The organism is Streptomyces sp. NPDC050263 (genome assembly GCF_040655955.1).
In the GTDB taxonomy this organism is placed as follows: domain Bacteria; phylum Actinomycetota; class Actinomycetes; order Streptomycetales; family Streptomycetaceae; genus Streptomyces.
Genome location: NZ_JBFAKW010000072.1, coordinates 12,559 through 38,452, shown reverse-complemented (window position 1 = coordinate 38,452; position 25,894 = coordinate 12,559). Strand labels below are relative to the sequence as shown.

General features: G+C 72.3%; 13 protein-coding genes, 1 pseudogene and 1 riboswitch. Of the genes and pseudogenes, 12 read left to right on the top strand and 2 right to left on the bottom strand.

The window, feature by feature from the left end:
* Positions 1–275: 275 nt before the first annotated feature.
* The 7 genes from AB0J04_RS28180 (at position 276) to AB0J04_RS28150 (ending at position 18,953) form a co-directional block, all read left to right on the top strand.
* Positions 276–1,334 (top strand): iron ABC transporter permease, encoded by a 1,059-nt coding sequence (locus AB0J04_RS28180; protein ID WP_363171358.1) that lies wholly within the window; start codon positions 276–278, stop codon positions 1,332–1,334.
* A 5-nt stretch (positions 1,335–1,339) separates the two neighbouring features.
* Positions 1,340–2,401: an iron chelate uptake ABC transporter family permease subunit gene (locus AB0J04_RS28175; protein ID WP_363171357.1), complete on the top strand. Its 1,062-nt coding sequence runs from the start codon at positions 1,340–1,342 to the stop codon at positions 2,399–2,401.
* Positions 2,402–2,548: 147 nt separating this feature from the next.
* A complete protein-coding gene (locus tag AB0J04_RS28170) occupies positions 2,549–3,352 on the top strand; it encodes an ABC transporter ATP-binding protein (RefSeq protein WP_363171371.1) in 804 nt (267 codons plus the stop codon).
* 90 nt (positions 3,353–3,442) lie between these two features.
* The gene (locus AB0J04_RS28165) at positions 3,443–4,504 is read left to right on the top strand and encodes an iron-siderophore ABC transporter substrate-binding protein (RefSeq protein WP_363171356.1); all 1,062 of its coding nucleotides are present in this window, start codon (positions 3,443–3,445) and stop codon (positions 4,502–4,504) included.
* A gap of 2 nt (positions 4,505–4,506) precedes the next feature.
* A complete protein-coding gene (locus tag AB0J04_RS28160) occupies positions 4,507–6,306 on the top strand; it encodes an ABC transporter ATP-binding protein (RefSeq protein ID WP_363171355.1) in 1,800 nt (599 codons plus the stop codon).
* A gap of 58 nt (positions 6,307–6,364) precedes the next feature.
* A complete protein-coding gene (locus tag AB0J04_RS28155; protein ID WP_363171354.1) occupies positions 6,365–17,263 on the top strand; it encodes an amino acid adenylation domain-containing protein in 10,899 nt (3,632 codons plus the stop codon).
* Positions 17,250–18,953, top strand: a complete 1,704-nt coding sequence (locus AB0J04_RS28150) for an ABC transporter ATP-binding protein (RefSeq protein ID WP_363171353.1) — start codon at positions 17,250–17,252, stop codon at positions 18,951–18,953. Before AB0J04_RS28155 ends, AB0J04_RS28150 begins: the two co-directional genes overlap by 14 nt.
* Positions 18,954–19,061: 108 nt before the next feature.
* On the opposite strand, the gene AB0J04_RS28145 is transcribed toward AB0J04_RS28150, so the two are convergent.
* Positions 19,062–20,180: an alpha/beta hydrolase-fold protein gene (locus tag AB0J04_RS28145; RefSeq protein WP_363171352.1), complete on the bottom strand. Its 1,119-nt coding sequence runs from the start codon at positions 20,178–20,180 to the stop codon at positions 19,062–19,064.
* A gap of 94 nt (positions 20,181–20,274) precedes the next feature.
* On the opposite strand from AB0J04_RS28145, the gene AB0J04_RS28140 reads away from it, so the two are divergent.
* Both AB0J04_RS28140 and AB0J04_RS28135 read left to right on the top strand, forming a co-directional pair.
* Complete coding sequence (locus AB0J04_RS28140; RefSeq protein ID WP_363171351.1) at positions 20,275–20,487, top strand: MbtH family protein; 213 nt, start codon at positions 20,275–20,277, stop codon at positions 20,485–20,487.
* A gap of 35 nt (positions 20,488–20,522) precedes the next feature.
* Positions 20,523–21,038, top strand: a complete 516-nt coding sequence (locus AB0J04_RS28135; RefSeq protein WP_363171350.1) for a GNAT family N-acetyltransferase — start codon at positions 20,523–20,525, stop codon at positions 21,036–21,038.
* A gap of 71 nt (positions 21,039–21,109) precedes the next feature.
* On the opposite strand, the gene argB is transcribed toward AB0J04_RS28135, so the two are convergent.
* Positions 21,110–21,985 (bottom strand): acetylglutamate kinase, encoded by an 876-nt coding sequence (gene argB, locus AB0J04_RS28130; RefSeq protein ID WP_363171370.1) that lies wholly within the window; start codon positions 21,983–21,985, stop codon positions 21,110–21,112.
* Positions 21,986–22,311: 326 nt separating this feature from the next.
* Positions 22,312–22,421, bottom strand: a riboswitch (SAM riboswitch).
* A 181-nt stretch (positions 22,422–22,602) separates the two neighbouring features.
* Between argB and AB0J04_RS28125 the strand changes: the two genes are divergently transcribed.
* From AB0J04_RS28125 to AB0J04_RS28115, 3 genes and pseudogenes are all read left to right on the top strand, one after another.
* Positions 22,603–24,510: a hypothetical protein gene (locus AB0J04_RS28125; protein ID WP_363171349.1), complete on the top strand. Its 1,908-nt coding sequence runs from the start codon at positions 22,603–22,605 to the stop codon at positions 24,508–24,510.
* Between the two features lie 107 nt (positions 24,511–24,617).
* Complete coding sequence (locus tag AB0J04_RS28120; RefSeq protein WP_363171348.1) at positions 24,618–25,340, top strand: PAS domain-containing protein; 723 nt, start codon at positions 24,618–24,620, stop codon at positions 25,338–25,340.
* Positions 25,337–25,831 (top strand): annotated as a pseudogene (locus tag AB0J04_RS28115) (ornithine cyclodeaminase family protein); the annotation flags it as partial. The gene AB0J04_RS28120 and the pseudogene AB0J04_RS28115, both read left to right, overlap by 4 nt.
* Positions 25,832–25,894: the final 63 nt, after the last annotated feature.

Genomic DNA, 25,894 nt, shown 5'->3' with positions numbered 1-25,894 from the left:
GAGATCGGCGGTGCCTCGGCAGTACCGGGGAGCGGGGTGACGGGGGTCCCCCCTCGCTCGAGCGCGGCCGAGAGTGGGGGAGTCGGCAACCGACGACAACGCCGCTGGGGGTACCCCCTCTTGGGGGGCGCGTGCCACACCCCGCGTCTGCGGCGTGATCGGTCGGACAGGTCGTAGGACCGGTTCCGCCCCCCCGGGGCACCGAGCGGCTCCGGTTTCTCGATGTGTCCCGGGCCATGTCTCCCGGTTGATCAATAGGGATAACGTACGTGGACATGGGCATGACTGCAGTGGAGCGCCCCGCTCCGAGGGGCTCGACACAGGCCCGTCGAGGGCGGGTTGTCGGGCTCGGCGCGCTGGTGACGGTCCTCGCGATCGTGGCAGTGGCGTCGTTGGCCGTCGGTGCGCGCGCCTTGACCCCCGCCGAGGTGTGGCACGGGTTGTTCGCGGGGCCCGAATCCGACCAGCGGCTCACCGAGATCAGACTCATCGTGCAGACCGTGCGCGTGCCCCGCACGGTGCTCGCGATCGTGGCCGGCGTCGCCCTCGGCGTCGGCGGCGCGCTGATCCAGGGGTACACCCGCAACCCGATCGCCGACACGGGCCTGCTCGGGGTGAACGCCGGCGCGTCCTTCGCGGTGGTGTCGGCGATCGCCCTGTTCGGGTTCACCGACCCCTTCCAGTACGCCTGGTTCGGCTTCCTGGGAGCGGCGGTCGCCGGTGTCGTCGTGTTCGGTCTCGCGAGCATCGGCCGCGGGGCCGGCAACCCGCTGACGCTCGCCCTGGCCGGTCAGGGCATCACCGTGTTCCTCGCGGCGATGACCACGGCGATCGCGCTCTCGGACCAGGCCGCGCTCAACGCGCTGCGGTTCTGGAACGCGGGCTCCGTGGCCGGTGTCGGGTTCGACGTCATCTGGCCGGTGACCGCGTTCATCGCGGTCGGGCTGGTGCTGGCCCTCGGCATGCTGCCCTCCCTCAACCTGCTCAACCTCGGTGACGACGTCGCGCGCGGACTGGGCGTCGACATCGCGCGCAGCCGGACCGTCGGCATCGTCGCCATCACCCTGCTGGCGGGCGCGGCGACGGCCGCCTGTGGCCCCATCTCCTTCCTCGGGCTGATGGTGGCCCACGTGGCCCGCCGTCTCACCGGGCCGGACTACCGCTGGCTGGTGCCCTACGCGGGTCTGCTCGGCGCCATCGTGCTGCTGGTCTGCGACATCGTGGGCCGCTTGGTGGTGCGGCCGGGCGAGCTGGACGCGGGTGTCGTCGTCGCCCTCCTCGGCGCCCCGTTCTTCGCGGCCCTGGTGTGGCTCGGAAAGTTCAAGAACGCATGACCGGGATGAACGGGACAGACGTGAAGCCGTCGGTGGCGCCGGGCGTACGGCTCGGCCAGGTGTCGTTCGTATGGCGGCCCTGGATGGTGCTCGTCACGCTGCTGCTGGCGGCGGCGACCTTCCTGGTGTTCTGCGTGTCCATCGGCGTCGGGGACTTCCCCATCGGCCTGCCCCAGGTGATCGCCACGATCTTCGGGCACGGCGAGGCGGTCGACGAGTTCGTCATCATGGACCTGCGGATGCCACGCGCCCTGGCCGGGCTGGTCGTGGGCATCGCGCTGGGGGTGTCCGGGGCGCTCACCCAGTCCATCGCGCGCAATCCGCTGGCCAGTCCGGACATCCTGGGGATCACCGGGGGCGCCGGCGCGGTCGCGGTGTTCCTGGTGACGGTGTCGGGCGGGACCGCCACGGCGGTCGTGAACTCGGTGGGCCTGTCCGTGGCGGCGCTCCTGGGCGGTCTCGGCACGGGGCTGCTGGTGTACTTCCTGGCGTGGCGGCGCGGGATCGACGGCTTCCGGCTCATCCTCATCGGCATCTCGGTGAGCGCGGTGATGGAGGCGATCATCACCTGGCTGCTGGCCACCGCGGACATCCGCGATGTGGCCCGGGCCCAGGCGTGGCTGGTCGGCTCGCTGGACAACCGGTCGTGGGACGAGGTCTGGGTGGCGCTGTGGTGCTCGCTCGTCCTGCTGGTCGTCGTGTCGTGCGTCGCGTTCCAGTTCAAGCCGATGCACTTCGGCGACGAGGTCGCCGCGGGCCTGGGCGTCCGCTACTCGGTGGTGCGCGCGGTCCTGCTGCTGTGCGCGGTGCTGCTGGCGAGCGTGGCGGTGAGCGCGGCGGGCCCGGTCCCGTTCGTGGCGCTGGTGGCGCCGCAGGTGGCGATGCGTCTGACGCGGTTCCCGACACCGCCGTTGGCGGCCTCCGGGCTGGTCGGGGCGCTGCTGCTGATCGGCTCGGACCTCGTCGCGCGCACGGCTCTGCCGGTCTCGCTGCCGGTCGGTGTGGTCACCGCCGCGATCGGCGGCCCCTTCCTCGTCTACCTGTTGGTGCGGGCGAATCTCAAGTAGCTGGTACAAAGGTTAGGCACACCTAAATCAGGGGGGCTTGTGGGCGCTCAGCACATCACCGAGACCGAGTCCGAGTCCGGGACCGATGACCGGTCCGCGACCGACGCCCCGTCCGGGACCGGGTCCGCGGGTCAGGACGTCTCGCGCCTGGCGGCCAGGGGTGTCACGGTCGGGTACGGCGGCCGGACGGTCATCGACGAACTCGACGTGGCGATCCCGCCCGGGGTGATCACCACGATCATCGGCCCCAACGGCTGTGGCAAGTCGACCCTGTTGCGGACCCTGACGCGGCTGCTCAAGCCGACCCGGGGCACGGTCGTGCTGGACGGCGAGGACATCGTCCGGCTCAAGACCCGGGACGTGGCGAAGAAACTCGGCCTGCTGCCGCAGGCGCCGGTCGCGCCGGAGGGGCTGACGGTGGCCGACCTGGTCGCCAGGGGCCGTCATCCGCACCAGAGTTGGCTGCGGCAGTGGTCGTCGGACGACGCCGCGGTCGTGGAGCGCGCGCTGGCCATGACCGGCGTCTCCGACCTCGCCGACCGGCCGGTCGACGCCCTCTCCGGCGGCCAGCGGCAACGGGTCTGGATCTCGATGACCCTGGCCCAGGGCACCGATCTGCTGCTGCTCGACGAGCCGACCACCTATCTGGACCTGGCGCACGCGATCGATGTGCTCGACCTGGTGGACGACCTGCACGAGTCGGGCTGCACCGTGGTCATGGTGCTGCACGATCTGAATCTGGCCACCCGTTACAGCGACAACCTCATTGTGATGAGGGCGGGTTCGATCCTGGCGCAGGGGCACCCGCGTGATGTGATCACCGCCGAGCTGCTGCACGAGGCGTTCGGGCTGCGCGCCGAGGTGATCGACGATCCGGTGGGCGACCGCCCGCTCATCGTGCCGATCGGCCGCACCCATGTCCGGGGGAACCTCCCAGGCAAAAAGCAGTAGTTAGGCTAGGCTAACCTCACTTTTACGGATAAGGTTTGCCTGCCCTTAGAACAAGGTGCGGCAGGACAGTGCGAGAGCAAGGGATTGCGGATGCTCCTCCATCGAACGACGCTCATGAAGCCCTGGCGGCGATTCGCGGCGGTGTTGTCGGCCGCGACGCTCGGCTTGGGGCTCCTGGCCGGATGTGGCTCGGATTCGGCGGACAAGGACACGTCGAGCGACACCACCCCGGCCGCGGCCGCGGGAGGCGCGTTCCCGGTCACCGTGGAGCACGCATTCGGAACCACGACGGTGAAGAAGGCGCCCGAGCGGGTCGTCACCGTCGGCTACACGGACGACCAGTCCGTCCTGGCGTTCGGCATCAAGCCGGTCGGCATGGTCGACCAGTACCCGAACCCGGCGGGCCAGAGCCCCGACATCAACACGCAGTGGCCTTGGGTGAAGGACAAGTGGGGTGACGCCAAGCCCGAGGTCATCATGAACAACGGCGACTCCGGCCCCAACTACGAGAAGATCGCTGCGCTTCGGCCCGACCTGATCATCGCGGTCTACTCCGAGATCGACCAGGCCGCCTACGACAAGCTCTCCAAGATCGCTCCGACGGTCGGCCGCACCAAGGCCGAGAAGGAGCCGTTCAGCGCCCCGTGGCAGGACAACGCGCTCCAGATCGCGACGGCGGTCGGCAAGGCCGCCGAGGGCAAGAAGATGATCGCGGCCATCCAGGCCCAGCTCGACGCGGCCAAGGCCGCGCACCCCGAGTTCGCCGATCAGACCGCCGTCGCGCTGTCCTGGTACAAGGACGCGGTGAACCCGTTCACCTCCACCGACGTGCGCGGACAGCTGCTGACGGGCATCGGCTTCAAGTACCAGACCGAGATCGACAAGATCGCGGACGGCAGCTTCTCCGTGGCGCTCTCCCCCGAGCGCATGGATCTCGTCGACGTCGACCGCATCTTCGTCATCAACGACAAGGCGGACACGGAAGCCATGAAGAAGGACAAGCTGTTCGCCAACCTCGGCGCCGTGAAGAACGGCAAGGTCTCGTACCTGCTGGACAGCGAGGGCCCGGCGATCGGCGCGGCCATCTCCCAGGGCACCCTGCTGTCCATGCCGTACGCGATCGACGAGCTCGTCAAGTCGGCGGCAGAGTAGGTGTGAGCACCACCGACACACGCGTCGCCCCGGCGACCCTGCGCACGGCGACCGGACGCGAGGCCACCCGATGGGTCGTGGCGCACTGCCGCGAAGTGCCGGGGCTGACGGCGGCCACCGTGCTCACCACGGTGGCCGGCGCGGCGCTCCAGGTGCTCCCGGTGCTGCTGCTCGGCCAGGTGGTCGACTCGGTGGTCGGCGGCGAGCCGCGCTCGACCCTGGTCACGATCGGCGCGTTGATGGTGGCCGCCGCGCTGTTCGGCGCGGCGGCCACCGCCCTGTCCACCTGTCTGATCGGGCGGCTGGGCGCGGATCTGCTCGCCCGGCTGCGCGAAGGCGCCGTCCGGGCCGTGCTCGGGATGCCGAGCGCGCGCATCGAACAGGTCGGCCGGGGAGACGTGCTCTCCCGGGTCGGGGACGATGTGGCCGTCATCTCCAAGGGCATCCGCACCGCCATCCCCACGGTGTTCTCCGCCGGGGTCCTGGTCGTCATCGCCACGGCCGGCATGTTCGGCCTGGACTGGCGACTGGGTCTGGCGGGGGCCGGCGCACTGCCCGCCTACGCGTTCGCCCTGCGCTGGTACCTCCCCAGGTCCGCTCCGCTCTACCGCAAGCAGCGGGTGGCCCAGGCCGACCGGGCGCAGGCGCTGATCAGCGGACTGAACGGGATCGACACGGTCCGCGCCTACCGCCTGGAGGACGCCTTCCGCGAGAAGGTCACCGTCGAGTCGAAGCGGGTGCGCGATCTCGGCATCGACGTGTTCCGGTTCTTCGGCCGGTTCGTCGGCCGGGAGAACCGCGCCGAGTTCATCGGGCTGGTTCTTATCCTGGTGGTCGGGTACGTCCTGCTGGAGGCCGATGCCGCCACCCTGGGCGAGGTGTCGGCGGCCCCGCTGCTGTTCCACCGGCTGTTCACCCCGCTGGGCGCCATCATGTTCACCTTCGACGAGGCGCAGAAGTCGGGTGCGAGCCTGACCCGACTGGTCGGAGTGCTGGGGGAGGACGCGGAGGACCGGCTGGTGGGCGACACGACCGTCGCCTCGGCGGACTCCGGGCCCCACCCGGTGAACGTGCGGGGGCTGACGTTCCGTTACCCCGACTCCGACGAACCGGTCCTGCGGGACGTCGATCTGACGATCCCGGCCGGCGGTTCGCTCGCGCTGGTGGGGGCGACGGGCGCGGGCAAGACGACCCTGGCCGCGCTGATCGCGGGCATAGGGACCCCGGAGTCCGGGTCGGTGCGGGTCGGCTCGACCGACCTCGCCGAACTGGACGAGGCCGGGGCGCGGGCCTTGGTGAGCATCCTGACCCAGGAGACGCATGTCTTCTCCGGTCCGCTCGCCGACGACCTGCGGCTGGCCGCGCCGAAGGCGACCGACGCCGAGTTGACCGACGCCCTGCGCACGGTCGGCGCCGACGGATGGGTCGAGGCGCTGCCCGACGGCCTCGACACCATGGTCGGTGAGGGCGGCGAGCGCCTGGACGGCACCAAGGTCGCCCAGATCGCCCTGGCCCGCCTGGTGCTGGCCGGGTCTCCGGTGGTGGTGCTCGACGAGTCGACCGCCGAGGCGGGCAGCGAGGGCGCGGCCGAGCTGGAGCGGGCGGTGCTCGCCGCGTGCGCGGGCCGGACCACGTTGTTCGTGGCGCACCGGCTGACCCAGGCGATGGCGGCCGACCGGATCGCCGTGCTGGACGCGGGGCGCGTCGTGGAGCAGGGAACGCACGAGGAGTTGGTCGCGCTGGGCGGCCGGTACGCACGACTGTGGCGGGCGTGGCGAGAGGGTAGCCGGAGACCTGGTTAGGCAACCCTAATTTAGGTTAGGCTAACTTTCATACCATGGAAGGGATGCTGAGTCTTCGATGAGGGAACCCCGCGCGCGCGTTGCACTGCTTTCTCCCACGCGCCTGGCCGACGTACGCCGGCGTACCGGCGACTTCTCCGACAGGACCATCGCCGAAGCGTGTGCCATCGGGCTGTCGTACTGGGCCACTGGCCGCAGCCCCGACGGCATCGACCTCGCCCCCGGCACGCTGTTCGCCGATGTCCTCGGCTGGGTCGACAACGGCGGTGCCGGGCCCGGCGGTTGGGAAACCGACGCGGCCGGCCGCAGCATCGCCGTCCCGGACGGCGTCGACCTCGCCGAGGCGCAACTCGCCCTCGACGACCTGGCCGACTTCCCCGACCGGCCCCTCGGCGCCATCGGCCCGTCCGACGTGACCGCGCGGCTCGAAGCCCTGACCGGCTGGAACGACACCCACGCCGACCGGGTCCGCCCGACCGTCGTGGAGCTGTTCCGCGAGCAGGCGCGGACCCGGCCGGACGCCGTCGCCGTCGTCGACGAGCACCGCTCACTGACATATCGTCAGACAGCCGAACACGCCGCTCAGTTGGCCCACCGTCTCATCGACCGCGGACTCACCGCCGAACAGGTCGTCGGCATCTCGCTCGGCCGCTCCGCCGACATGGTGATCGGCCTGCTCGGCGTGCTCCAGGCCGGGTGCGCCTTCGTGCCGCTCGACCCGCACTGGCCGGCCGCCCGCCGCGCCGTCGTCATCGAGGACGCCCGCGTCGTCGTCCAGCTCAACGACTCGGGCGAGCACGCCCCGGAGGAACCGGAAGCCGTCGCCGTGGACCTCGGCGACTGGAAGTTCGGCGCCTACCCGGCAACGGCCCCCGAAGTCGCCGTCCCCGGCGACGCGCTGGCGTACGTGATCTTCACGTCCGGTTCGACCGGGCGGCCCAAGGGCGCGATGATCCGGCACGAGGCGATCAGCGAGCGCCTGCTCTGGCAGGTCGACGAGATCCTGCGCTTCGGCCACGACGACGCCTCCCTGTTCAAGGCGCCGCTCTCCTTCGACATCTCCATCAACGAGATCTTCCTGCCGCTGGTCAGCGGCGGCCGGCTGGTCGTCCTGCGGCCCGGCGGCGAACGCGACCCGCACCATCTGCTGAGCGTCATCGCCGAACAGCGCGTCACCTTCACCTACCTGGTGTCGTCCATGCTGGACGTGCTGCTGGAGATCGCCGGCGACTCCGGACGGCTGGACAGCCTGCGGCACGTGTGGTGCGGCGGCGAGGTGCTGACCCCGGAGCTGTACGAACGGTTCCGCACCCGGCTCGACATCCCCATGTACCACGGCTACGGCCCGGCCGAGACGACGATCGGCGTCTCGCACGTCATCTACCGGGGGGCGGCGGAACGCCTGTCGACCTCCATCGGCAAGGCCAACCCCAACACCCAGCTGTACGTCCTGGACGACGAACTGCGCCCGGTCCCCGTCGGGGTCGGCGGCGAGCTGTACGTGGGCGGCTTCCTGCTGGGGCGCGGCTATGTCAACGCGCCCGGCCTGACCGCGTCCCGGTTCGTCGCGAACCCCTTCGCCGACGACGGCTCCCGGCTCTACCGGACCGGTGACCTGGCGCGGTTCGCCCCCGACGGCTCGCTGGACTTCCTCGGCCGCGCCGACAACCAGATCAAGATCCGCGGCATGCGCCTGGAGATCGAGGACGTCGAGGTCGGCCTCGCCGAACACCCCGGAGTGCGGCACACCTGCGTCGTCGCGAAGAAGAACTCGGCGGGCGGCACCTACCTCGTGGGCTATGTGATCCCGGCCGCCGGCAACGCGGACCTGGGCGCGGACGACGTCAAGGCGTGGGCCGTCGAGCACATGGTGGAGTACATGGTGCCCACCCACATCGTCGTGCTGACGGAGTTCCCGCTCACCGCGAACGGCAAGCTCGACCGCAACGCGCTCCCCGAGCCCGTGGTGGTCACCGGCACGATCGTCCCGCCCGGCACCGAGAACGAGCGCATCGTGTGCGCGGCGGTCGCGGCGGTGCTGCGGCTGGACGAGGTCGGCGTCGACCAGGACATCTTCCGCCTCGGCGGCGACAGCATCCTGGCGATCTCGCTGCTCAGCGCCCTGCGCGAGGCGGGTCTCCATGTCACGGCACGGCAGATCTTCACCCACAGCGTCGTCGGGGCGCTGGCGGCGGTGGCCGGCCGGGAGGACGTCTCCACGGTCGACCACGCCGATGTGCCGACCGGCTCCGTCGTGGGATCGCCCATCGTGCAGTGGCTCGGCGAGACCACCGACGCGATTCGTGGCTTCGTGCAGTCGGTCGTGCTGAACACCCCGCCCGGGCTGACCGCCGACGCCCTCGACGAGATCCTCGCCGCCGTCCTCGGCCGGCACGACATGCTGCGCGCCCGTCTGGTGCGCGGCGACCGCTGGAGCTTCGACATCCCCGAGCCGGGCCCGACCGCCGAGCTCTGGCAGGAGAGCGACCGGCCGCTCGACGAGTGCGTCGCCCTCGCCACCGACGGACTGGACCCGACGGACGGCGCGATGCTGCGTGCCGTCTGGCGACGCCAGGCCCGGCAACTGGTCGTGGTCGTCCACCACGTGGTGATCGACGGCGTCTCCTGGCGGGTCCTGATGGACGATCTGGCCACGGCCTGGCGGCAGTCCGCCGCCGGCGCGCCGATCGAACTGCCCCCGGTCGGCACGTCGTTCCGGCGCTGGACGCAGGCGCTGGAACGCGCCGCGTTCGACGCGGACAGCGCCTACTTCTGGCGTCCCCTGCCGGGAACGGACCAACCGGTCGGCAGACGCGCGCTGTCCGAGGCCGACACCGTCGCCCGGGAACGGGTGCAAACCGTCTCCGTCGGCCCCGACATCACGGCCGCGCTGCTCGGCACGATCCCCGCGAAGTTCCACGCGGGCGTCAACGACGTCCTGCTGACGGCGCTCGCCGTCACTCTCGCCCGCTGGCGCCGCGACCTCGGCCAGGACCAGACGTTCGCGCACATCGAGCTCGAAGGCCACGGCCGCGAAGGACAGTTCGTCGCGGACGCCGTCGGCTTCGAACCCGAACTCTCGCGCACCGTGGGCTGGTTCACCACCCTCTTCCCGGTCGCCGTGGACCCCGGCGCGGCCCCCGACCTCACCGCCCCCGCGTACCTGGCCGCCGCGCTCAAGGCCGTCAAGGAAGACCTCGCCCGGGTGCCCGACAACGGCGTCTCCTACGGCGCCCTGCGCTACCTGACCCAGACCGAGTTCGACGCCCCGGCGCCGCAGGTGCTCTTCAACTACCTGGGCCGCTTCGACGCCGGCTCCTCCGAGCACTGGCAACTCGCCGGTACGACGGGACAGTTGGGCGAGAAGCGCGACCCGAGGATGCGCCTGCCGCGCGCCCTGGAGTTCAACGCGATCGCCGAACCCGCCGCCACCGGCGGATACGAGCTGGTCACCACCGTCTCCTGGCCCGACGCGATGTTCACCGACGAGGACATCGCCACGGTCGGCGCCTACTTCCGGGAGGCCCTGGCAGGCCTGGCCGCGCTGGAGGAAGGCGGCCACTCGCCCAGCGACTTCGCCGCGGTGCCCCTCACCCAGGCCGACGTCGACGACCTGGACGGCCCGGCGCTGCGGGACGTCCTGCCGCTGACCCCGCTCCAGGAAGGCCTGTACTTCCACTCGGTCTTCGACGACGACTCGGCCGGCGCCTACGTCGAGCAGCAACTGCTCACGCTGGGCGGTGAGGTGGACGCCCACCGGCTCGCCGCGGCCGCCACCCGGCTGCTCGCCCTGTACCCCAACCTGGCCGCCCGCTTCACGGCCCTCGCCGACGGCCGCGTGGTCTCCGTCCTGGAGAGCGGGGTGAAGGCCCCCTTCACCACGCTGGACCGCCCCGGCGTCACCGACGCCGAGATACGCGAGTACGCCGAGCGCGACCGCCGCGCCGGATTCGACCTGGCCACCGGCCCGTTGATGCGCTACACGCTCATCCGCGCCGGCATCGGCCGCAACATCCTGGTGCAGACCGTCCACCACATCATCGCCGACGGCTGGTCGGTGCCGCCGATGCTCCGCGCCCTGCTCGCCGAATACCACGCGCCGGGGACGGTGTACCCGCTCGGCGGCTTCCCCGACTATGTGCGCCGGCTCGCCGAACTCGACGACGACGAGAGCGACCGGGTCTGGGGCGAACAGCTCGCCGGACTGCCCGGCCCCTCGCTGGTCGCCGAAGGACACACCCCGTCCGACCGCTTCACCGACATCGCGGTGGAGCCGGGCGACGACATCGACGCGGCCGTCCGCGAGGCCGGCGTGCCGCTGAGCGTGGCCGTGCACAGCGCCTGGGCGGTGACCCTGGGCGGCCTCCTGCACGGCCGTGACGTGGTGTTCGGCTCCACGGTCTCCGGACGCGACGCGGAGGTGCCCGGCATCGGGGACATGGTGGGTCTGTTCATCAACACGATCCCCGTGCGCGCCCGTTGGGCCACCACCACCACATCCTCCGACCTCCTCGCCGCGGTGCGCGAGCACCAGAGCGCGGTCCTGCCGCACCAGCATGTCTCGCTGGCGCGGATCGGCCGCCGGACCGGCGCCGGCTCACTGTTCGACACCCTGGTGGTGTTCGACGTCGCGACCGACGTGGCCGGTCTGCGGCGGCCCGGCGACACACTGGTCATCGCCGACATCGTCAACGAGGGCGCTCCGCACTACCCGTTGACCCTCGTCGTGGAGCGCGCGCTCGACGGCCGTCCGCGCTTCAACCTGATCTACGACGGCGAACTGCTGCGGGAGTCGAGTGCCCGGACGATCCTGGACACGTTCACCGCGACCCTCACCGGCCTGCTCGCCCGGCCCGAGGCCCTGGTCGACGAGCTCGCGCCGGAGCGGGCCCGGCGCCCCGAGCAGGCCGCCCCGACGACCCTGGGCGCGCTGTTCGACGCCGCCGCGCACCGCGACCCCGCCGCCACCGCCGTCACCCAGTGCGCCCTCGACGGCGCCACCCGGTCCCTGACCTACGGCGAACTGGCCGACGCGAAGGACGAGTCGGCCTCGATGCTGCGCGCGGCCGGGGTCCGGCCGGGCAAGCGGGTCGCCGTCGCCGTCCCGCGCTCCCTCGAACAGGTCGTCGCCCTGGTCGCGATCGTCACCGCGGGCGGCGCGTACGTGCCGCTGGACCTGGCGTACCCGGACGAGCGGCTGGAGTACATCCTCGCCGACGCGGCCCCGCAGGTCGTTCTCGTGGAGCGCGAGCAGCGCGACCGCTTCACCGGGCTGCTGGCCCGGGCGGGCGTCTCGGCGCGCGTGCTCGTCCAGGGGGAGGAGCTGCCGCAGGCTGCCGGCACCGAGCCCGAGGTCGGCCCGCACGACCCCGCGTACGTGATCTACACGTCCGGATCGACCGGCCGGCCCAAGGGCGTCGTGGTCCCGCACTCCAGCGTGGTGTCGCTGCTCGCGGGCACCCGGCCGGACATGGACTTCGGCCCGCAGGACGTGTGGGTCCAGTTCCACTCCTTCTCCTTCGACTTCGCGGTCTGGGAGCTGTGGGGCGCGCTGGCCCACGGCGGCGAGCTGCTGGTGCCCGAGTACGGGCTGACCCGCTCCCCGGTCGATTTCCACCGGCTGGTCCGCGAGCGCGGGGTGACCGTGCTCAACCAGACCCCGTCGGCGTTCTACCAGTTCATCGAGGCGGACCGGCATGCCGGCCGGTCCGCCACCGCACTGCGCCGGATCATCTTCGGCGGCGAGGCGCTCGACCTCGGGCGGCTGCGCGGCTGGGTCGAACGCCATGGCACGGTCCGGCCCGAGCTGGTCAACATGTACGGCATCACCGAGACCACGGTCCATGTCACCCACCGGGTGCTGACCGACGAGGACTTCGCCCTCGGCGACGACGTCAGCCCGATCGGCGGTCCGATCCCGGGCCTGGTCACCTACCTGCTCGACGACCGCCTCCGGCCGGTGCCGCCGGGCCGGGTGGGCGCGATCTACGTGGCCGGCGACCAGGTGTCGCTCGGCTACCTGGGCCGGCCCGGGCTCACCGCCGGCCGGTTCGTGGCCGACCCGTTCGCGGGCGACGGCTCCCGCATGTACCACACGGGCGACCTCGCCCGCCGTACCCTCGACGGCGAGCTGGAGTTCGCCGGCCGCGCCGACGACCAGGTCCAACTCAAGGGCTTCCGCATCGAGCCCAGCGAGGTGGAGGCCGCGGTCCGGGAACTCGACGCAGTGGTCGACGTCGCCGTCACCGTGGCCGACAGCGGCGATCACCTGGTCGCCCACATCGTGGGCCGCGTGCCCGCCGACCTCACCGGCCTGCTCTCGGCGAAGCTGCCCGCGCACATGGTGCCGGGCCGGGTCCTTCTCGTCGACGCCCTGCCGCTGACGGTCAACGGCAAGCTGGACCGCAAGGCGCTCGTACAGAGTGCCGCACAGGCGCCGGACGACGTCCCGGCGGCCGCGAACGACTCCGCGCTCTCCGCGTTGGTCGCCGTCTTCGCCGACACCCTGCCCGGCTCCGACGCCGACGCCGACGCCGACACCGACTTCTTCCGCGCCGGAGGCGACAGCATCGTCGCCATCACCGTCGTCAACCGGGCCAGGGCGCTCGGCCTGCCGATCGCGCCCCGGGACGTGTTCCTGTTCCGGACGCCTCGCGCGCTCGCCGAACAGCTCGGCACGAGTACCCCGCAGCCCGTGGTCTCCGCGCCCGCCCGCCACGAGGACGGCCCGCTGACGCCGACCCCGATCATCCTGCGCCAGCGCGAACTGGGCGGCTCGCTCGACCGGTTCGCCCAGGCCAGGACGCTGACGGTCGGCGAGGGCACCGCCTTCGCCGACGTCGAGCGCGCCGCGACCGCCGTCGTGGCCGCCCACCCGGCCCTGCGGCTGCGGCTGCGCGTCGAGCACGGGGTGTGGGCCCTGCGCACCGAACCGGCGACCGGCGAGGTCAGTGTCGTGCGACCGGAGACGACCGACGCGACGGCCGCGGCGAACGAGGCCGCCGGGCGGCTCGATCCCGAGGCCGGGGACGTCGTCGCGTTCTCCTGGCTGGAGGCGAGCCGGACCCTGGTGGTCACCGTGCACCATCTCGCCGTCGACTCGGTGTCCTGGCTGGTCCTCCTCGACGACCTGGCCACCGCCCTGACCGGGGCGGCCCTGCCGCCGCCGACCACCTCCTACGCCGAGTACGCCGAAGCGCTGACGCTCCGGTCCGCGCAGGACGTCGACGACCTCCGGCACTGGGTCGACACGCTCCGGGCGCCCGCGCTGCTGCCCGCGGTCGAGGGGCTGCGCGAGAGAACCGTCGTGCTCGCGCCCGACGTCAGCGACCGGGTGACACGGACCGCGCCCGCCGCGCTCGGCGTCGGGCTCACCGAGCTGCTGTGCGGCGCCCTGCGCACCGCGCTGACCCGGATCCAGCCGGCGCCCACCGATCTCGCGATCGAGCTGGAGCGGCACGGCCGGGTCCCGGTCCTCGAACAGCACGACTACACCCGCACGGTCGGCTGGTTCACCTCCATCGCGCCCGTGCGGCTCTCCGCGCACACCGACCCCGTCGCGGCGGCCCGCGAGGTCGTCGAACGTCAGCCGGACGAGCGCGGGCACGTCGCCTACGGCCGACTCCGGTACCTCAACCCGCAGACCGCCCCGCTGCTGACCGCCCGCCCGCAGGTGCTGTTCAACTACCTCGGCCGGGGCAGCGAGTCCCAGGCACTGCACCTCACCGGCGGCGACCAGGGCAGCCCGTACGCCGTCGAGGTCAACGCGTGGATCGACGCGGCGACCGGCAGCCTGCACACGGCGTTCACGCTCGCCGAGGGCATCCCCGACGAGATCACCGAGCACTGGCGCGGTGCCCTGGAAGGCATCGCGGACGTCTCCGCCACGGCCGAACGCACGGCGCCGGTCACCCCGCTCCAGCGCGGCCTGTTCTTCCAGGCCCAGATGGCCGGCTCGGCCGGACACTACGTCGCGCAGAGCTGGTTCACCTTCGACCGGCGCCTGGACACCGACGCCCTGGCCGAGGCGCTGGCGCGGGTGATCGCCCGGCACCCGGTCGTGGGCGCCGGCTTCACCACCGACGACGACGGCAACCCGGTCCAGGTCCTCTCGGCGGGCCGGCGGGTCTACGTCCGCACGGTCGAGCCGGCGACGGACGCGGAGGTCGAAGAGCTGCGCGCCCGCGACCGCGACACGGGATTCGACCCCGGTGAACCGCCGCTGATCCGGCCGACCGTGGTCCGTCTGCCCGACGGCCGCGACGGCCTGCTGCTCAGCTACCACCTGCTGCTGTGGGACGGCTGGTCGCGCGAGATCGTGCTGCGCGACCTGTTCGACGCCTACGAGGCCGTCCTCGCCGGCGAGCCCTGGGACGCGGCCCCCGCCACACCGAGCTTCGAGGACTACGCCCGGGAGCTCGACGCCGAGGACGCCTCCGCAGCGGAACGCTTCTGGGCGGAGCATCTGGCCGCCCTCCCCGGCCCGACACTGCTCGCCGGACCCGCGCCGGCCCTCTCCGACGACCTGCCGAGCGCGCTCGTGCACACGCTGACCGCCGAGCAGTCCGAACTGCTGCGGGAAGCCGCCCGCGTGCACGGCGTCACGCTGAACTCGGTGCTGACCGGCGGGTTCGGCCTGCTGCTGGGCGCCCACACGGGCCGCGGCGACGCCGTGTTCGGGGTGACCGTCTCCGGCCGGGACGGCGACGGCCTGGACGGCGTCGTCGGCGTGCTGCTCAACACCGTCCCGCAGTGGACGCGGGCCCGGCCCGAAGACACCGTCCGGGAGTATCTGCTCGCCGTGCAGGCGGCCCGGGTCGAGGCGATGGAGCACGAGCACCTCGGGCTCGGCGAGATCCAGCGGGCCAGCGGGCACGACGCGCTGTTCGACAACCTGTTCGTGCTCCAGAACTTCCTGGACATGGACGCGTTCGCCGAGATGAACGCCCGGCACGGCATCACCTCGGTGAAGGCCGACGACTCCACGCACTACCCGTTCACCTGGGTCGTCACGCCCGGCGACCGGCTCACGGTCAAGCTGGAGTACCGCGACGAGGACACCGCGAACGCCCGCCGGCTCCTCGACGACTACCTGCGCGTGCTCGAGGACCTGGCCCGCTCGACCGGCCCGGTCGGCGCGCTGCGGGGCCTGGCGCCGCAGCCCGAGCCCGCCGAGCGCACGGATGTCGGCACCGACACCGTCGTCGACCGCTTCGACCTGGCCGCGGACCGCGACCCGGAGCGGGTCGCCCTCGTCGCCCACGGCTCGACCATGACCTTCGGCCGACTCCGGGACCGCAGCCGGGCGGTGGCGGGCGTGCTCGCCCGGCGCGGCATCGGCCCCGAGACCAACGTGGGCCTCGCGATCCCGCGCTCCCTCGACTGGATCGTGGCGCTGTTCGCCGTGCTGCGCGTCGGCGCCGCGTACGTGCCGCTGGAGCTGGACCACCCGGACGAGCGGATCGCCGCGATCGTCGAGGACGCCCGCCCGGACGTCACCCTCACCGTGAGCGCCGTGTCGCCGAGGCTGACCGGCGACCTCATCGAACTGGACCGCCCGCTGCCCGACGCCGAACCGTATGTGACGTTCGCGCCGGACGACCCGGACCGGCTGCGGCACCCCGCGTACACGATCTACACCTCCGGCTCGACCGGGAAGCCCAAGGGAGTGGTGACCGAGTACGCCGGGCTCACCAACATGCTGATCAACCATCAGCGCCGGATCTTCGAACCGGTGCTGGCCGACCACGGCCACCGGATCTTCCGGATCGCGCACACCGTGTCGTTCGCCTTCGACATGTCATGGGAGGAACTGCTCTGGCTCGCCGACGGGCATGAGGTCCACATCTGCGACGAGGAGTTGCGCCGGGACGCGCCCCGGCTGGTCGAGTACTGCCTCGAACACGGCGTCGACGTCATCAACGTGACCCCGACCTACGCCCAACAGCTCGTCGCCGAGGGCCTGTTGGACAACCCGGCGCGTCGCCCGGCGCTGGTCCTGCTGGGCGGCGAGGCCGTCACCCCGACCCTGTGGCAGCGGCTCGCCGAGACCGAGGGCACCGTCGGCTACAACCTCTACGGGCCCACCGAGTACACCATCAACACCCTCGGCGTCGGCACCTTCGAGTGCCAGGACCCGGTGGTCGGCGTCGCGATCGACAACACCGACGTGTACGTCCTCGACCCCTGGCTGCGCCCCCTGCCCGACGGGGTGCCCGGCGAGCTGTACGTGTCCGGCATCGGCATCGCGCGCGGCTACCTCGGCCAGCCGGCCCAGACCGCGCACCGCTTCGTCGCCTGCCCGTTCGGCGAGCCCGGCGAGCGCATGTACCGCACCGGGGACCTGGTGGTGCGCCGGCCCGACGGAAACCTGCTCTACCTCGGCCGCACCGACCAGCAGGTCAAGATCCGGGGCCACCGGGTCGAACTGGGCGAGGTGGAGGCCGCGTTCGCGGCGCACCCGGCGGTGCGCTTCGTCGCCGCCGTCGCCCAGCCCGACCCGCAGGTCGACGGCTCGTACCGGCTGGCCGCCTATCTCGTCCTCGACGGCGCCGAGCCCGCCGCCGTCGCCGCCGAAGTGGGCGCCGCGCTGCCGGACTTCCTGCGCCCGACGCACTACGCCCAGGTCGACGGCATCCCGCTCACCGTGAACGGGAAGGCTGACACCAAGGCGTTGCCGGAGGCCAAGCCGCTCGGCGCGCTGACGACGGCGGGGGAGCGCGGCCCGCGGACCGAGACCGAGACCGTGGTCTGCGAGTTCTTCGCCGAGGCACTCGACCTGGACGACGACGAGGTGAGCGCGGTGAGCGACTTCGTGTCCCTCGGCGGCCACTCCATGCTGGCGGTGCGGCTGAACGGGCTGCTCCGCCGCGAGTACGGTCCTGTCATCACCATCCGTGATCTGTTCACCCTGCGAACCCCGGAAGCGATTGCCCGCCATCTCGATGACAACTCCTGACACGCAGCGGCCCCGACCGGGGTCCGACATCGTCCGGTCCGCTCTGCGCCGCAACGTCGGCGCCATGGTCTGGGGCACCGTCCTCATGGGCCTCTACCAGGCCGGTGAGACCGCCTTTCCCATCGCGCTCGGCCTGATCGTCGAACACACCATGCAGGGCGACCGGAACCTCGGCGCGCTCGCGGTGTCGATCGGCGCGCTCGCCGTGATCATCACGACCGTGTCGCTGTCGTGGCGGTTCGGCATGCGCATCCTGCAGAAGGCCAACACGACCGAGGCGCACCGCTGGCGGGTGAAGGTCGCCGCCTGCGGCCTCCAGCCGGTGGCCCGGGACATGGACCTCAAGTCCGGCGAGGTGCTGACCATCGCCACCGAGGACGCCGACCAGACCGCCGACATCATCGAGGTGGTGCCGCTGCTGATCAGCTCCCTGGTCGCGGTGGTGGTCGCGGCGGTGGCACTGGGCCTGGCCGACCTCCGGCTCGGCGCGTTGGTGATCGTGGGAACCGTCGCGATCCTGTCGATCCTCAGCGTGATGTCCAAGCGGATCGGCGCCGGCACCCAGGAACAGCAGGCCCGGGTGGCGCGGGCGGGCGCGAAGGTCGCCGATCTGATCATCGGCCTGCGCCCGCTGCACGGCTTCGGCGGCAACCACGCGGCGTTCCGGTCGTACCGGAAGGTCAGCGCGGAGGCGAAGCACCAGGCGATCACCGTCGCCAAGGTGAACGGCGTGTACGCGGGCACCGCGCTGGCCCTCAACGCCGTCCTGGCCGCCGCCGTGACCCTCACGGCGGGCTGGCTGGCGTTCGGCGGCGAGATCACCATCGGGGAGCTCGTCATGGCCGTCGGCCTGGCGCAGTTCATCATGGAGCCGCTCAAACTGTTCTCCGAGATGCCCAAGTACGTGATGATCGCGCGCGCGTCGGCCGAGCGGATGGCGCTGGTGCTGACCGCCCCGCCGGTGACGACCCCGGGACCGGAGCGCCCGGCCGCGGGCGGGGACCTGGAGATCGACGGCGTCCGGCACGGGTCGCTGCGCAAGCTGAAGCTCCAGGTGTCCGCCGGCGAGTTCGTGGCGATCGCCGCCTACCAGCCGGGCGCGGCGGCCGACCTCGCGTCGATCCTCGCGGTGAACGTCCCGCCGGACGCGTACGAGGGCGTGGTGCGGGTCAGCGGGCAGGAGCTGGCGGACCTGTCGGTCGAGGCGGTCCGCGCGCACCTGTTGGTGAACCCCTACGACGGGGAGATCTTCGCGGGCACCCTGCGCACCAACATCGACCCCTCGGGCACCAGCCGGAGCGTCCCCGAGGCCGTCGAGGCGTCCATGCTGACCGACGTCGTCGCCCTGCACCGGGACGGCCTCGACTACGCCGTCCGCGACCGCGGCGCGAACCTCTCCGGGGGCCAGCGCCAACGGCTCTCCCTGGCCCGCGCGTTGGCGGCCGACACCGACGTGCTCGTCCTGCACGACCCGACGACCGCCGTGGACGCGGTCACCGAGCAGCTCATCGCCCGCAACGTCGCGAAGCTGCGCCGGGGCCGCACCACCGTCGTCATCACCAGCAGCCCGGCCCTGCTGGACGCCGCCGACCGGGTGTTGGTCCTGGACGACGGCGTCATCGCAGCAGAGGACACCCACCGCAACCTCCTGGCCACGGACGAGGACTACTGCGCGGCGGTGGCGCGTTGACCTACTGAGGGCCCCCGGCGAGGACGCGCCCCCCACAGGGGCGCGGGGCTGTCACATCTGCGGCTCCGCCGCGTGGGCGCGACCAGCCCCCACCGACCCGCAGACAGATCACTGCCCCTCGAGAACCCACCCGACGTCCCTCAACAAGGCATGCCGCCACCCCACCCGGTCATGTCCCGCAGGGGACCGCGAAACGTGCACGGTCGCACCGGCCTTCTCGACGAGGCCCTCCACCACCGCACAGTGGGGCAGCATGCCCGCCTCGTGCTCGCCCACGTCGAACGCGATCCGCGACCCGGACAGATCGGCGCCCTCCCGCAGCCGCGCGGCGAGGGTGCCCCCGACGGGCCCGTCGCGCAACGGATCCGGCAGATCCATCGCGTCGGGCGTCCACCAGAACGACCCCGACTGACAGGCGACGCGCGACACCAGCTCCGGAAAGGCCAGCGCAGCGTACAGCGCGCCGAGCCCGCCGAGGCTCTGCCCGGCGACCACCAGCCGGTCCAGGTCGGCGGGTACGCCGGACTCCGCCACCAGTGGCAGCAGTTCGTCCCGGACCGCCTCCCACAGCTCGGGCCGGCACGCGAACTCGACCCGCCGGTCCTTGCTCGGGAGGAAGACGAGGGTGACCGGAGGCAGGTCGCCGGCGGCGACGGCCGAGTCGAAGGCGGTCATCGCCGGGTGCAGATACAGCCAGTCGTCCCCGTCGAGCAGCAGGACCACGGGTCCGCCGCCGCCCGCCGGGTGGACGCGCACGGTCCGCCGTCCGCCGAGCCGTTCGCTGTTCCAGCGGATGCGGGTGCGCGGGACGGGCAGGACGTCCTCGGCGCCGACGACGGGCCAGTGCGGCTGGGCGGGGGCGTCCGGGGTCGCGGCGATGGACCGGTCACCGCCCGCACCGACCGGGTTCAGCGGGTCGGCGCAGGCGGTGTCGTCCACGAGGAACTGGTAGGTCGTCCACCGCCGTTCGGGCATGGGCACCTCGGCGTACCAGCAGTCCGTGTCGCGCCACCGGCGCAGCGGGACCGACGCGGAGCCGTCCTCGAAGCCGATGCTCGCCTGAGATCCGCGCCACAGGAACAGGGTCAGCCAACCGCCGCCGGGGGCCGGCGCCGACGCGGGTGTCCCCGCCGCGGCCCAGAACTCGTCGCTGCCGGGTTCGCCGGGCAGTCCGAACGCGGCGAAGGAGTCGGCTGTCTCGGCATCCATGTCGGCCGGGGGGCGCATGAACGTCTCCTTGTGAGAGGGGAGCGGGAAACGCTAGGCTCATCTTAATTAGGCGAGCCTAACCTAAGAATGGCGTTACGAGGAGGCACCGCACATGAGCACCAACCCCTTCGACGACAGCGAAGGTCGTTTCCTGGTCCTGGTCAACCACGAGGGCCAGCACTCGCTTTGGCCGTCCTTCGCCGAAGTGCCCGGAGGGTGGACCGTCGACTTCGAGGAGAACACCCGGGCCGCGTGCCTGGACCACGTCGAGGCCAACTGGACCGACCTGCGGCCCCGTTCCCTCGCGGCGTCCAAGGACGCCTGACCCGCCGCATCGAGGCCCTTGCCCGGAGAAGAACCATGCTCACCCCCCACCCCGTCCCGTTCCCGGCCGCGGCGGTGTCGTCCGTCCTGCGCGTGCGCTCCGCACGCCAGGACGACGCCGCCGCGCTCGCGGCCCTGTCCCGGCCGTTCGTCCGCTCGGGAGCCCTGCGCGAGCGTCCCGCCTCGCTGTACGTCCGTCAGGCGGCCGAGTTCCTCGTGGCGGAGGCCGCCGACGGCACGCTCGACGGCTGTGTCGCCCTGCGTGTCCACGCGGCCTCCCTGGCGAACGGCCACGGCCCCGTCGGCGTGCTGTACAACTTCTGCGTGGCGGGCCACCGGCAGGGGAACGGGGTGGGCGCACGGCTCATGACCGCGGTCCTCGCCCGGGCCGGCGCGCAGTCGCTGACGGCTCTGTACACGGCCACCGTGGGCAGCGGCGGGCTCTTCCTGCGCCACGGGTTCACCCCGGCGTCCCCGCGCACGGCGCCGCCCGCCTGGACCAGGTCCCTGGACCCGCGCCGCGGGGCCCGGGTGCTGGCCCGGTTCCTGTGAGAGTCGGCAACCGGGGAACGCTCACGTCGGTCACGGCCTGAGATCAGATCTGGTCCGTCACGGCCGGTCCGTCACGGCCGGTCCGTCTCGCCGTCCGGGACCACCGTCGTGCCGGGGCAGGTCCGGTCGAGGAGCCCCCGCAGCAGTGCGTGGGGTTCCCGGCCGTCGAGGACGTGCGCCTTGCGGACCCCGGACCGGACGGCCCGCAGGCAGCCCTCCATCTTCGGCAGCATGCCGCTCGCCAGCCCCGGCAGCATCTCGTCCAGCTCGGTGGCGGTCAGCCGCTCGACCACCTCCGTGCTGTGCGGCCAGTCGGCGTACAGCCCCGCCACGTCGGTGAGGACCACGAGCCGCTCGGCGTCGAGCGCCGTGGCCAGCGCGGACGCCGCGAGATCGGCGTTGACGTTGTAGACCTCGCCGGCCGTGCCGCGGGCCACCGGCGAGAGCACCGGGATGCGCCCCTGGTCCAGCAGGGCGCGCACGGTGTCCGGGTTCACGTCCACGATGTCGCCGACGAGGCCGATGTCCACCGCCCGGCCGTCCACCCAGGCCGGCCGCCGTCGCGCGGTCATCGTGTGCGCGTCCTCGCCCGTCATGCCCACGGCGAAGGGGCCATGGGCGTTGATGCAGCCGACCAACTCCCGCTGCACCCGCCCGGTCAGCACCATGCGCACCACCTCCATGGTCTCCGCAGTGGTCACGCGCAGCCCCGCCTCGAAGCGGACCTCCAGCCCGAGACGGTCCAGCATGGCGCTGATCTGGGGCCCCCCGCCGTGCACGACGACCGGACGCAGTCCCGCCCGCCACAGTTCCACGACGTCCTCGGCGAACGTGCGCTGGAGGCTCGCGTCCACCATCGCGTTGCCGCCGTACTTGACGACGACCACGCTGCCGCGCAGTTCCGGCGGCCAGGGAGACGGCCCGAGGGATTCCCGGGCGGCGGTCACGGTCACGGAGCCACTCCATTCATGGACGGGCGCAGCCTTTCGGGCAGGCCCAGGTCGACGGTCATACGGTCACGCCTGGCGCCGTCCGCGGCGCAGAAGCAGATCGCGCAACACGGCGTCCGTCGCACGGCGCGCCTGCGGATCAGCGCCTTCCGGGTTTATTAGGTTAGCCTAAACTAAGAAACCCTTGAGGGGATCCTCTCAACGTCCTTTCGCCGAAGGCGCGTTGAGGGCGGGCGAGGGACGGGCGGGCGACGAGCGCGTTCCCGGATCGGCTCGGTGTTGAGCCGCATCGTGGTCCTCCCCTCTCAGGCCCCGCTGCCAAGGCCACGCGCTTGCAGGATCGTCGACCCTGCCGGGCTTTCACCTGGAGCACCCCCTCGCGGAGGAGGGTTGCCGGTCAGCAAGCCAGGGCTTGACGCTGACACTCGATGCCACCGGCGATCCTGCGGATCAGGTCCGCGAGCCGTCGATATCGCAATATCGTCGGCCTGGAAGCGCTCGCCCCGCACCGGGCTCCATGCCGTGAAGCGCCGGTGAAAACCCTGTGGAAAAGGTGTCGGTGGTGGCGCTTATGCTGCACCGGATGATCACGCGGGACCAGGGGAGGGCGCGGCATGTTGGGCAGGCTGTTCGGAAAGGGTGCGGAGGCCGGGAAGGAATCCTGCCAGGAGGAGCCCGCCCGCTCCGTCTCGTACGCGCTGCTGCCCCTGCTGCGCACCGGCCGCGCCCGCGAACTGCACCTCGCCGGCTATCGCAGCTGCCGCCGCAACCCCTCGATGTCCCAGGAGGTCGGCCGGCACCTGGAGTTCTGCGCGCTGACCGGCAACGAGGCACGCGGCCTGGAACTGCTCGCCGAGAACCGCAGCCTGTTCGACGAGGTCGACTCGCCGCTGGACCTGCTGGGCTTCCTCACCGGCGTCGAGGTCCTCCTCCGGCGCGTCGAGCTCCTCGGCCACGGCGAACTGCCCGCCGCCGGGTACGCGGGCCGCACCTGGACGGTGGCCGGCCTGCGCGCGGAGGTGCGCGGCCGCGCCGACGACATCGCCGCCCGCTTCGACGCCCGCAACGGAACCACGCTCCACGCCGACCGCCGCAGGGCCCGCCTCGACCGTGCCCCGCTCCTGGACACGCTGGAACTGACCCTGCGCCCCCGCCGCCTCGACGACGCGGTCCCGGTCGCCCCGGTCGCCGCGCCCGCCGCCCGCACGGCCGCCGCCGTCCCCGACTCCCTGCCCGAACTCATCCTCGAGGCGAGGGCGTTGGAGGAGCGGGGGCACCCGGACGCAGCCGCCCGCTGGGCGCGGCTGCGCACGCTCGTGGCCGCCCGCGGCTACACCCACCCCGACGATCCGGCCGTCGGCCCGCACCTACAGCTGTGCGCGGATCTGCTGGCCGACGAGGCCAGCCGGGCGGGCGAGAAGGACGAGTTCGCCGACTCCGCCGCACTCTACGAGGAGGCCGCGGGCCTGTACGAGGACGCCGGACTGCCGGGTGACGCGGCGCTCGCCCGCGCCTGCGCCCTGCTCGCCACCGCGGAGATCCCCGCGGAAGGCGCGGAGAAGGGCGCGCAGAAGGATGCCGAGGAGGACCCCGACGGAGCCGAGGCGAAGGTCGCCGCGCTGACCGCCGCCCACGCCTCCATGGTCGGCATCGCAGAAGAGACGTCCGGACTCGCTCCGTACCAGGAGGCCCGCGTACTGCGGCTGCGGGCGACCGCGCTCGCCCTGCGCCTGCAGACCTCGGGCAGCGAGGAGCACGTCGCGCCGGTCTTCGCCGAGCTGGACCGGTTGCACGCGTTCGCCACCCGGCACGACATCGCCGGGCAGGTCTCCGGCGGCCTGTTGCTGCGGGCCGGCGCCCACGCCGTCTCCGGCGACCTGCCCGCCGCGGTCACCGGGATCGACGCGCTGCTCGACCTGCTGAAGGCGCAGGGCCCCGCCTGGCACCTGCCCCGCACGCTCGGACTGCGGGGCAGGCTCCAACTCGGCCTCCGGGACGCCCAGGCCGCGTACGCGGACCTCACCGAGGGCCTGCGGCTGGCAGCCGACTGGCCGGTGGACGCCGTCGACACCAGCCGCCTCCAGGGTGATCTGGCGCAGGCCTGCCTGCACCTGGGCCGCTCCGACGAGGCGCTGCGGCACCTGACGCGCTCCGCGGAGGCGGACCTTCGCCGCGGCAGCCGGACGGACGCGTTCTGCGCCTACAGCAACGCGGCTCAGCTCAGCCTCGAACTGGACCGGGTCGAGGACTGCATCGCCCTGCTCGACTCCGTGCTGGCCGAACCGGACGTCGTCGCCGGAGAGGTGGACGACCGGATCGTCGCCCAGCTGCGCCTGACCCGTGCCCGCGCGCTGCACGCGGGGGAGGACCCCAAGGCCGCCACGGCGGAGTTCGTCACCGAACGCCCGGCCCCCGCCCTCACCCGCCTCGACGCCGCGATCTCCCGGCTGACCGCCCTGGGCCACACCGAGGAGACCGAACCGCTGGCCTCCTTGGCGGCCCGGCTGCGCGACGAGAAGTGACGCCATTGGACTCCAAGTGTAAATCTGGACAATCAAGCTAGGGATTTGTATCGTTCCGTGCAGGAGAGCCGTCCCGGGCGTGCTCGTGTGCGGCCGGAAGAGGAACCATGGACCACGTCGCGGAGCCCACGGAGCAGGGCCGGTGCGCCGACGCCGCCGAGATCGCTGCGGCCGGAGCGGACGAGCACTTCATCCGGGAGGCCGAGAAGATCGCCGTCGCCCTGGGCCGGATGTTCCCGGGACTCTGCGAGGTGGTCCTGCACGATCTGCGTGACCCGCAGCATGCGATCCGGGCGATCGAGAACAACCTCTCCGGACGTCGGGTCGGGGATTCCGCGACCGAACTGGGCCTGGCCCGCATCGCCGACCCGCAGTACCCGAGCGTCCTCCAGAACTACCCCAACCGGTTCCCCGACGGCCGCCCCGCCAAGAGCACCTCGATCGGCATCAAGAACGCGGCGGGCGAGTACATCGCGGCCCTCTGCCTGAATCTCGACGTCTCCGTGCTGTCACCGGTGACGCTCGCCCTGGCCAACCTGGTCGCCACGGACACCGAGCACCGCGACCAGCCCCTGGAGTCGCTGCGCAACCGCAACGCGCGTGAGCTGCGCCAGGCGGTCGAGGCGCGGGCCGCGGAGCGGGCCGGCACGCCGAGGTCACTGAGCCGGGAGGACAAGAAGACGCTGGTGCAGCAGTTGCACACGGACGGCTACTTCGACTCGCGCGACGCCGCGCAGACCATCGCGGACCTGCTCGGCGTGTCGCGGGCGACCGTCTACAACTACACCAGGCGACCGTCTGCCACTCCGCCAAGTGAAGGGTCTTCATGACGACCGCCGGTTCGACCGCCGATCCCGCTTCCACGACGCCGCCCTCGACCGATCCGCGCCAGGAGCCGCGCACGTCCCGGCTGCTGTACATCACCGAGGAACAGACCGCCGCGCTCGTGGACGAGGAGTCGGCCCTCGAAGCGGCCCGCGCCGCCTTCGCCGCGACGGTGGACGGCACCGTCTTCCCCGCCCTCGCGGTACACGGATCCGACCCGCGCAACCGCTTCACCCTCAAGCCGGCCGCTTCGGCGACCCACGCCGGGGTGAAGATCGGCACCTACTGGCCGGGCAACCCCGAGCACGGCCTGCCGCGCCACCACTGCACCCTGCTGCTGTTCGACCAGAGCGTCGGAAGGATCGCGGCCGTCCTGGAGGTCGGCACGGCCAACGCCTACCGGACCGCCGCCGCCGACGCGCTCGCCGTCGACCTGCTGGCCCGCCCGGACGCCGGCACCCTGGCCGTCTTCGGCACCGGTCACCAGGCCGCCTACGAGGCCCGGGCCGTCAGCCGGGTCCGGGCCGTCGACGAGATCCTGATCGTGGGCCGCGACGCG

What these genes read in the sequence shown, in the direction of transcription:
- AB0J04_RS28180 (WP_363171358.1), top strand. Translation starts at nt 276, where the DNA reads ATGGGCATGACTGCAGTGGAGCGCCCCGCTCCGAGGGGCTCGACACAG.
- AB0J04_RS28175 (WP_363171357.1), top strand. Translation starts at nt 1,340, where the DNA reads ATGAACGGGACAGACGTGAAGCCGTCGGTGGCGCCGGGCGTACGGCTC.
- AB0J04_RS28165 (WP_363171356.1), top strand. Translation starts at nt 3,443, where the DNA reads ATGCTCCTCCATCGAACGACGCTCATGAAGCCCTGGCGGCGATTCGCG.
- AB0J04_RS28155 (WP_363171354.1), top strand. Translation starts at nt 6,365, where the DNA reads ATGAGGGAACCCCGCGCGCGCGTTGCACTGCTTTCTCCCACGCGCCTG.
- AB0J04_RS28150 (WP_363171353.1), top strand. Translation starts at nt 17,250, where the DNA reads ATGACAACTCCTGACACGCAGCGGCCCCGACCGGGGTCCGACATCGTC.
- AB0J04_RS28145 (WP_363171352.1), bottom strand. Translation starts at nt 20,180, where the DNA reads ATGCGCCCCCCGGCCGACATGGATGCCGAGACAGCCGACTCCTTCGCC.
- AB0J04_RS28140 (WP_363171351.1), top strand. Translation starts at nt 20,275, where the DNA reads ATGAGCACCAACCCCTTCGACGACAGCGAAGGTCGTTTCCTGGTCCTG.
- AB0J04_RS28135 (WP_363171350.1), top strand. Translation starts at nt 20,523, where the DNA reads ATGCTCACCCCCCACCCCGTCCCGTTCCCGGCCGCGGCGGTGTCGTCC.
- AB0J04_RS28125 (WP_363171349.1), top strand. Translation starts at nt 22,603, where the DNA reads ATGTTGGGCAGGCTGTTCGGAAAGGGTGCGGAGGCCGGGAAGGAATCC.
- AB0J04_RS28120 (WP_363171348.1), top strand. Translation starts at nt 24,618, where the DNA reads ATGGACCACGTCGCGGAGCCCACGGAGCAGGGCCGGTGCGCCGACGCC.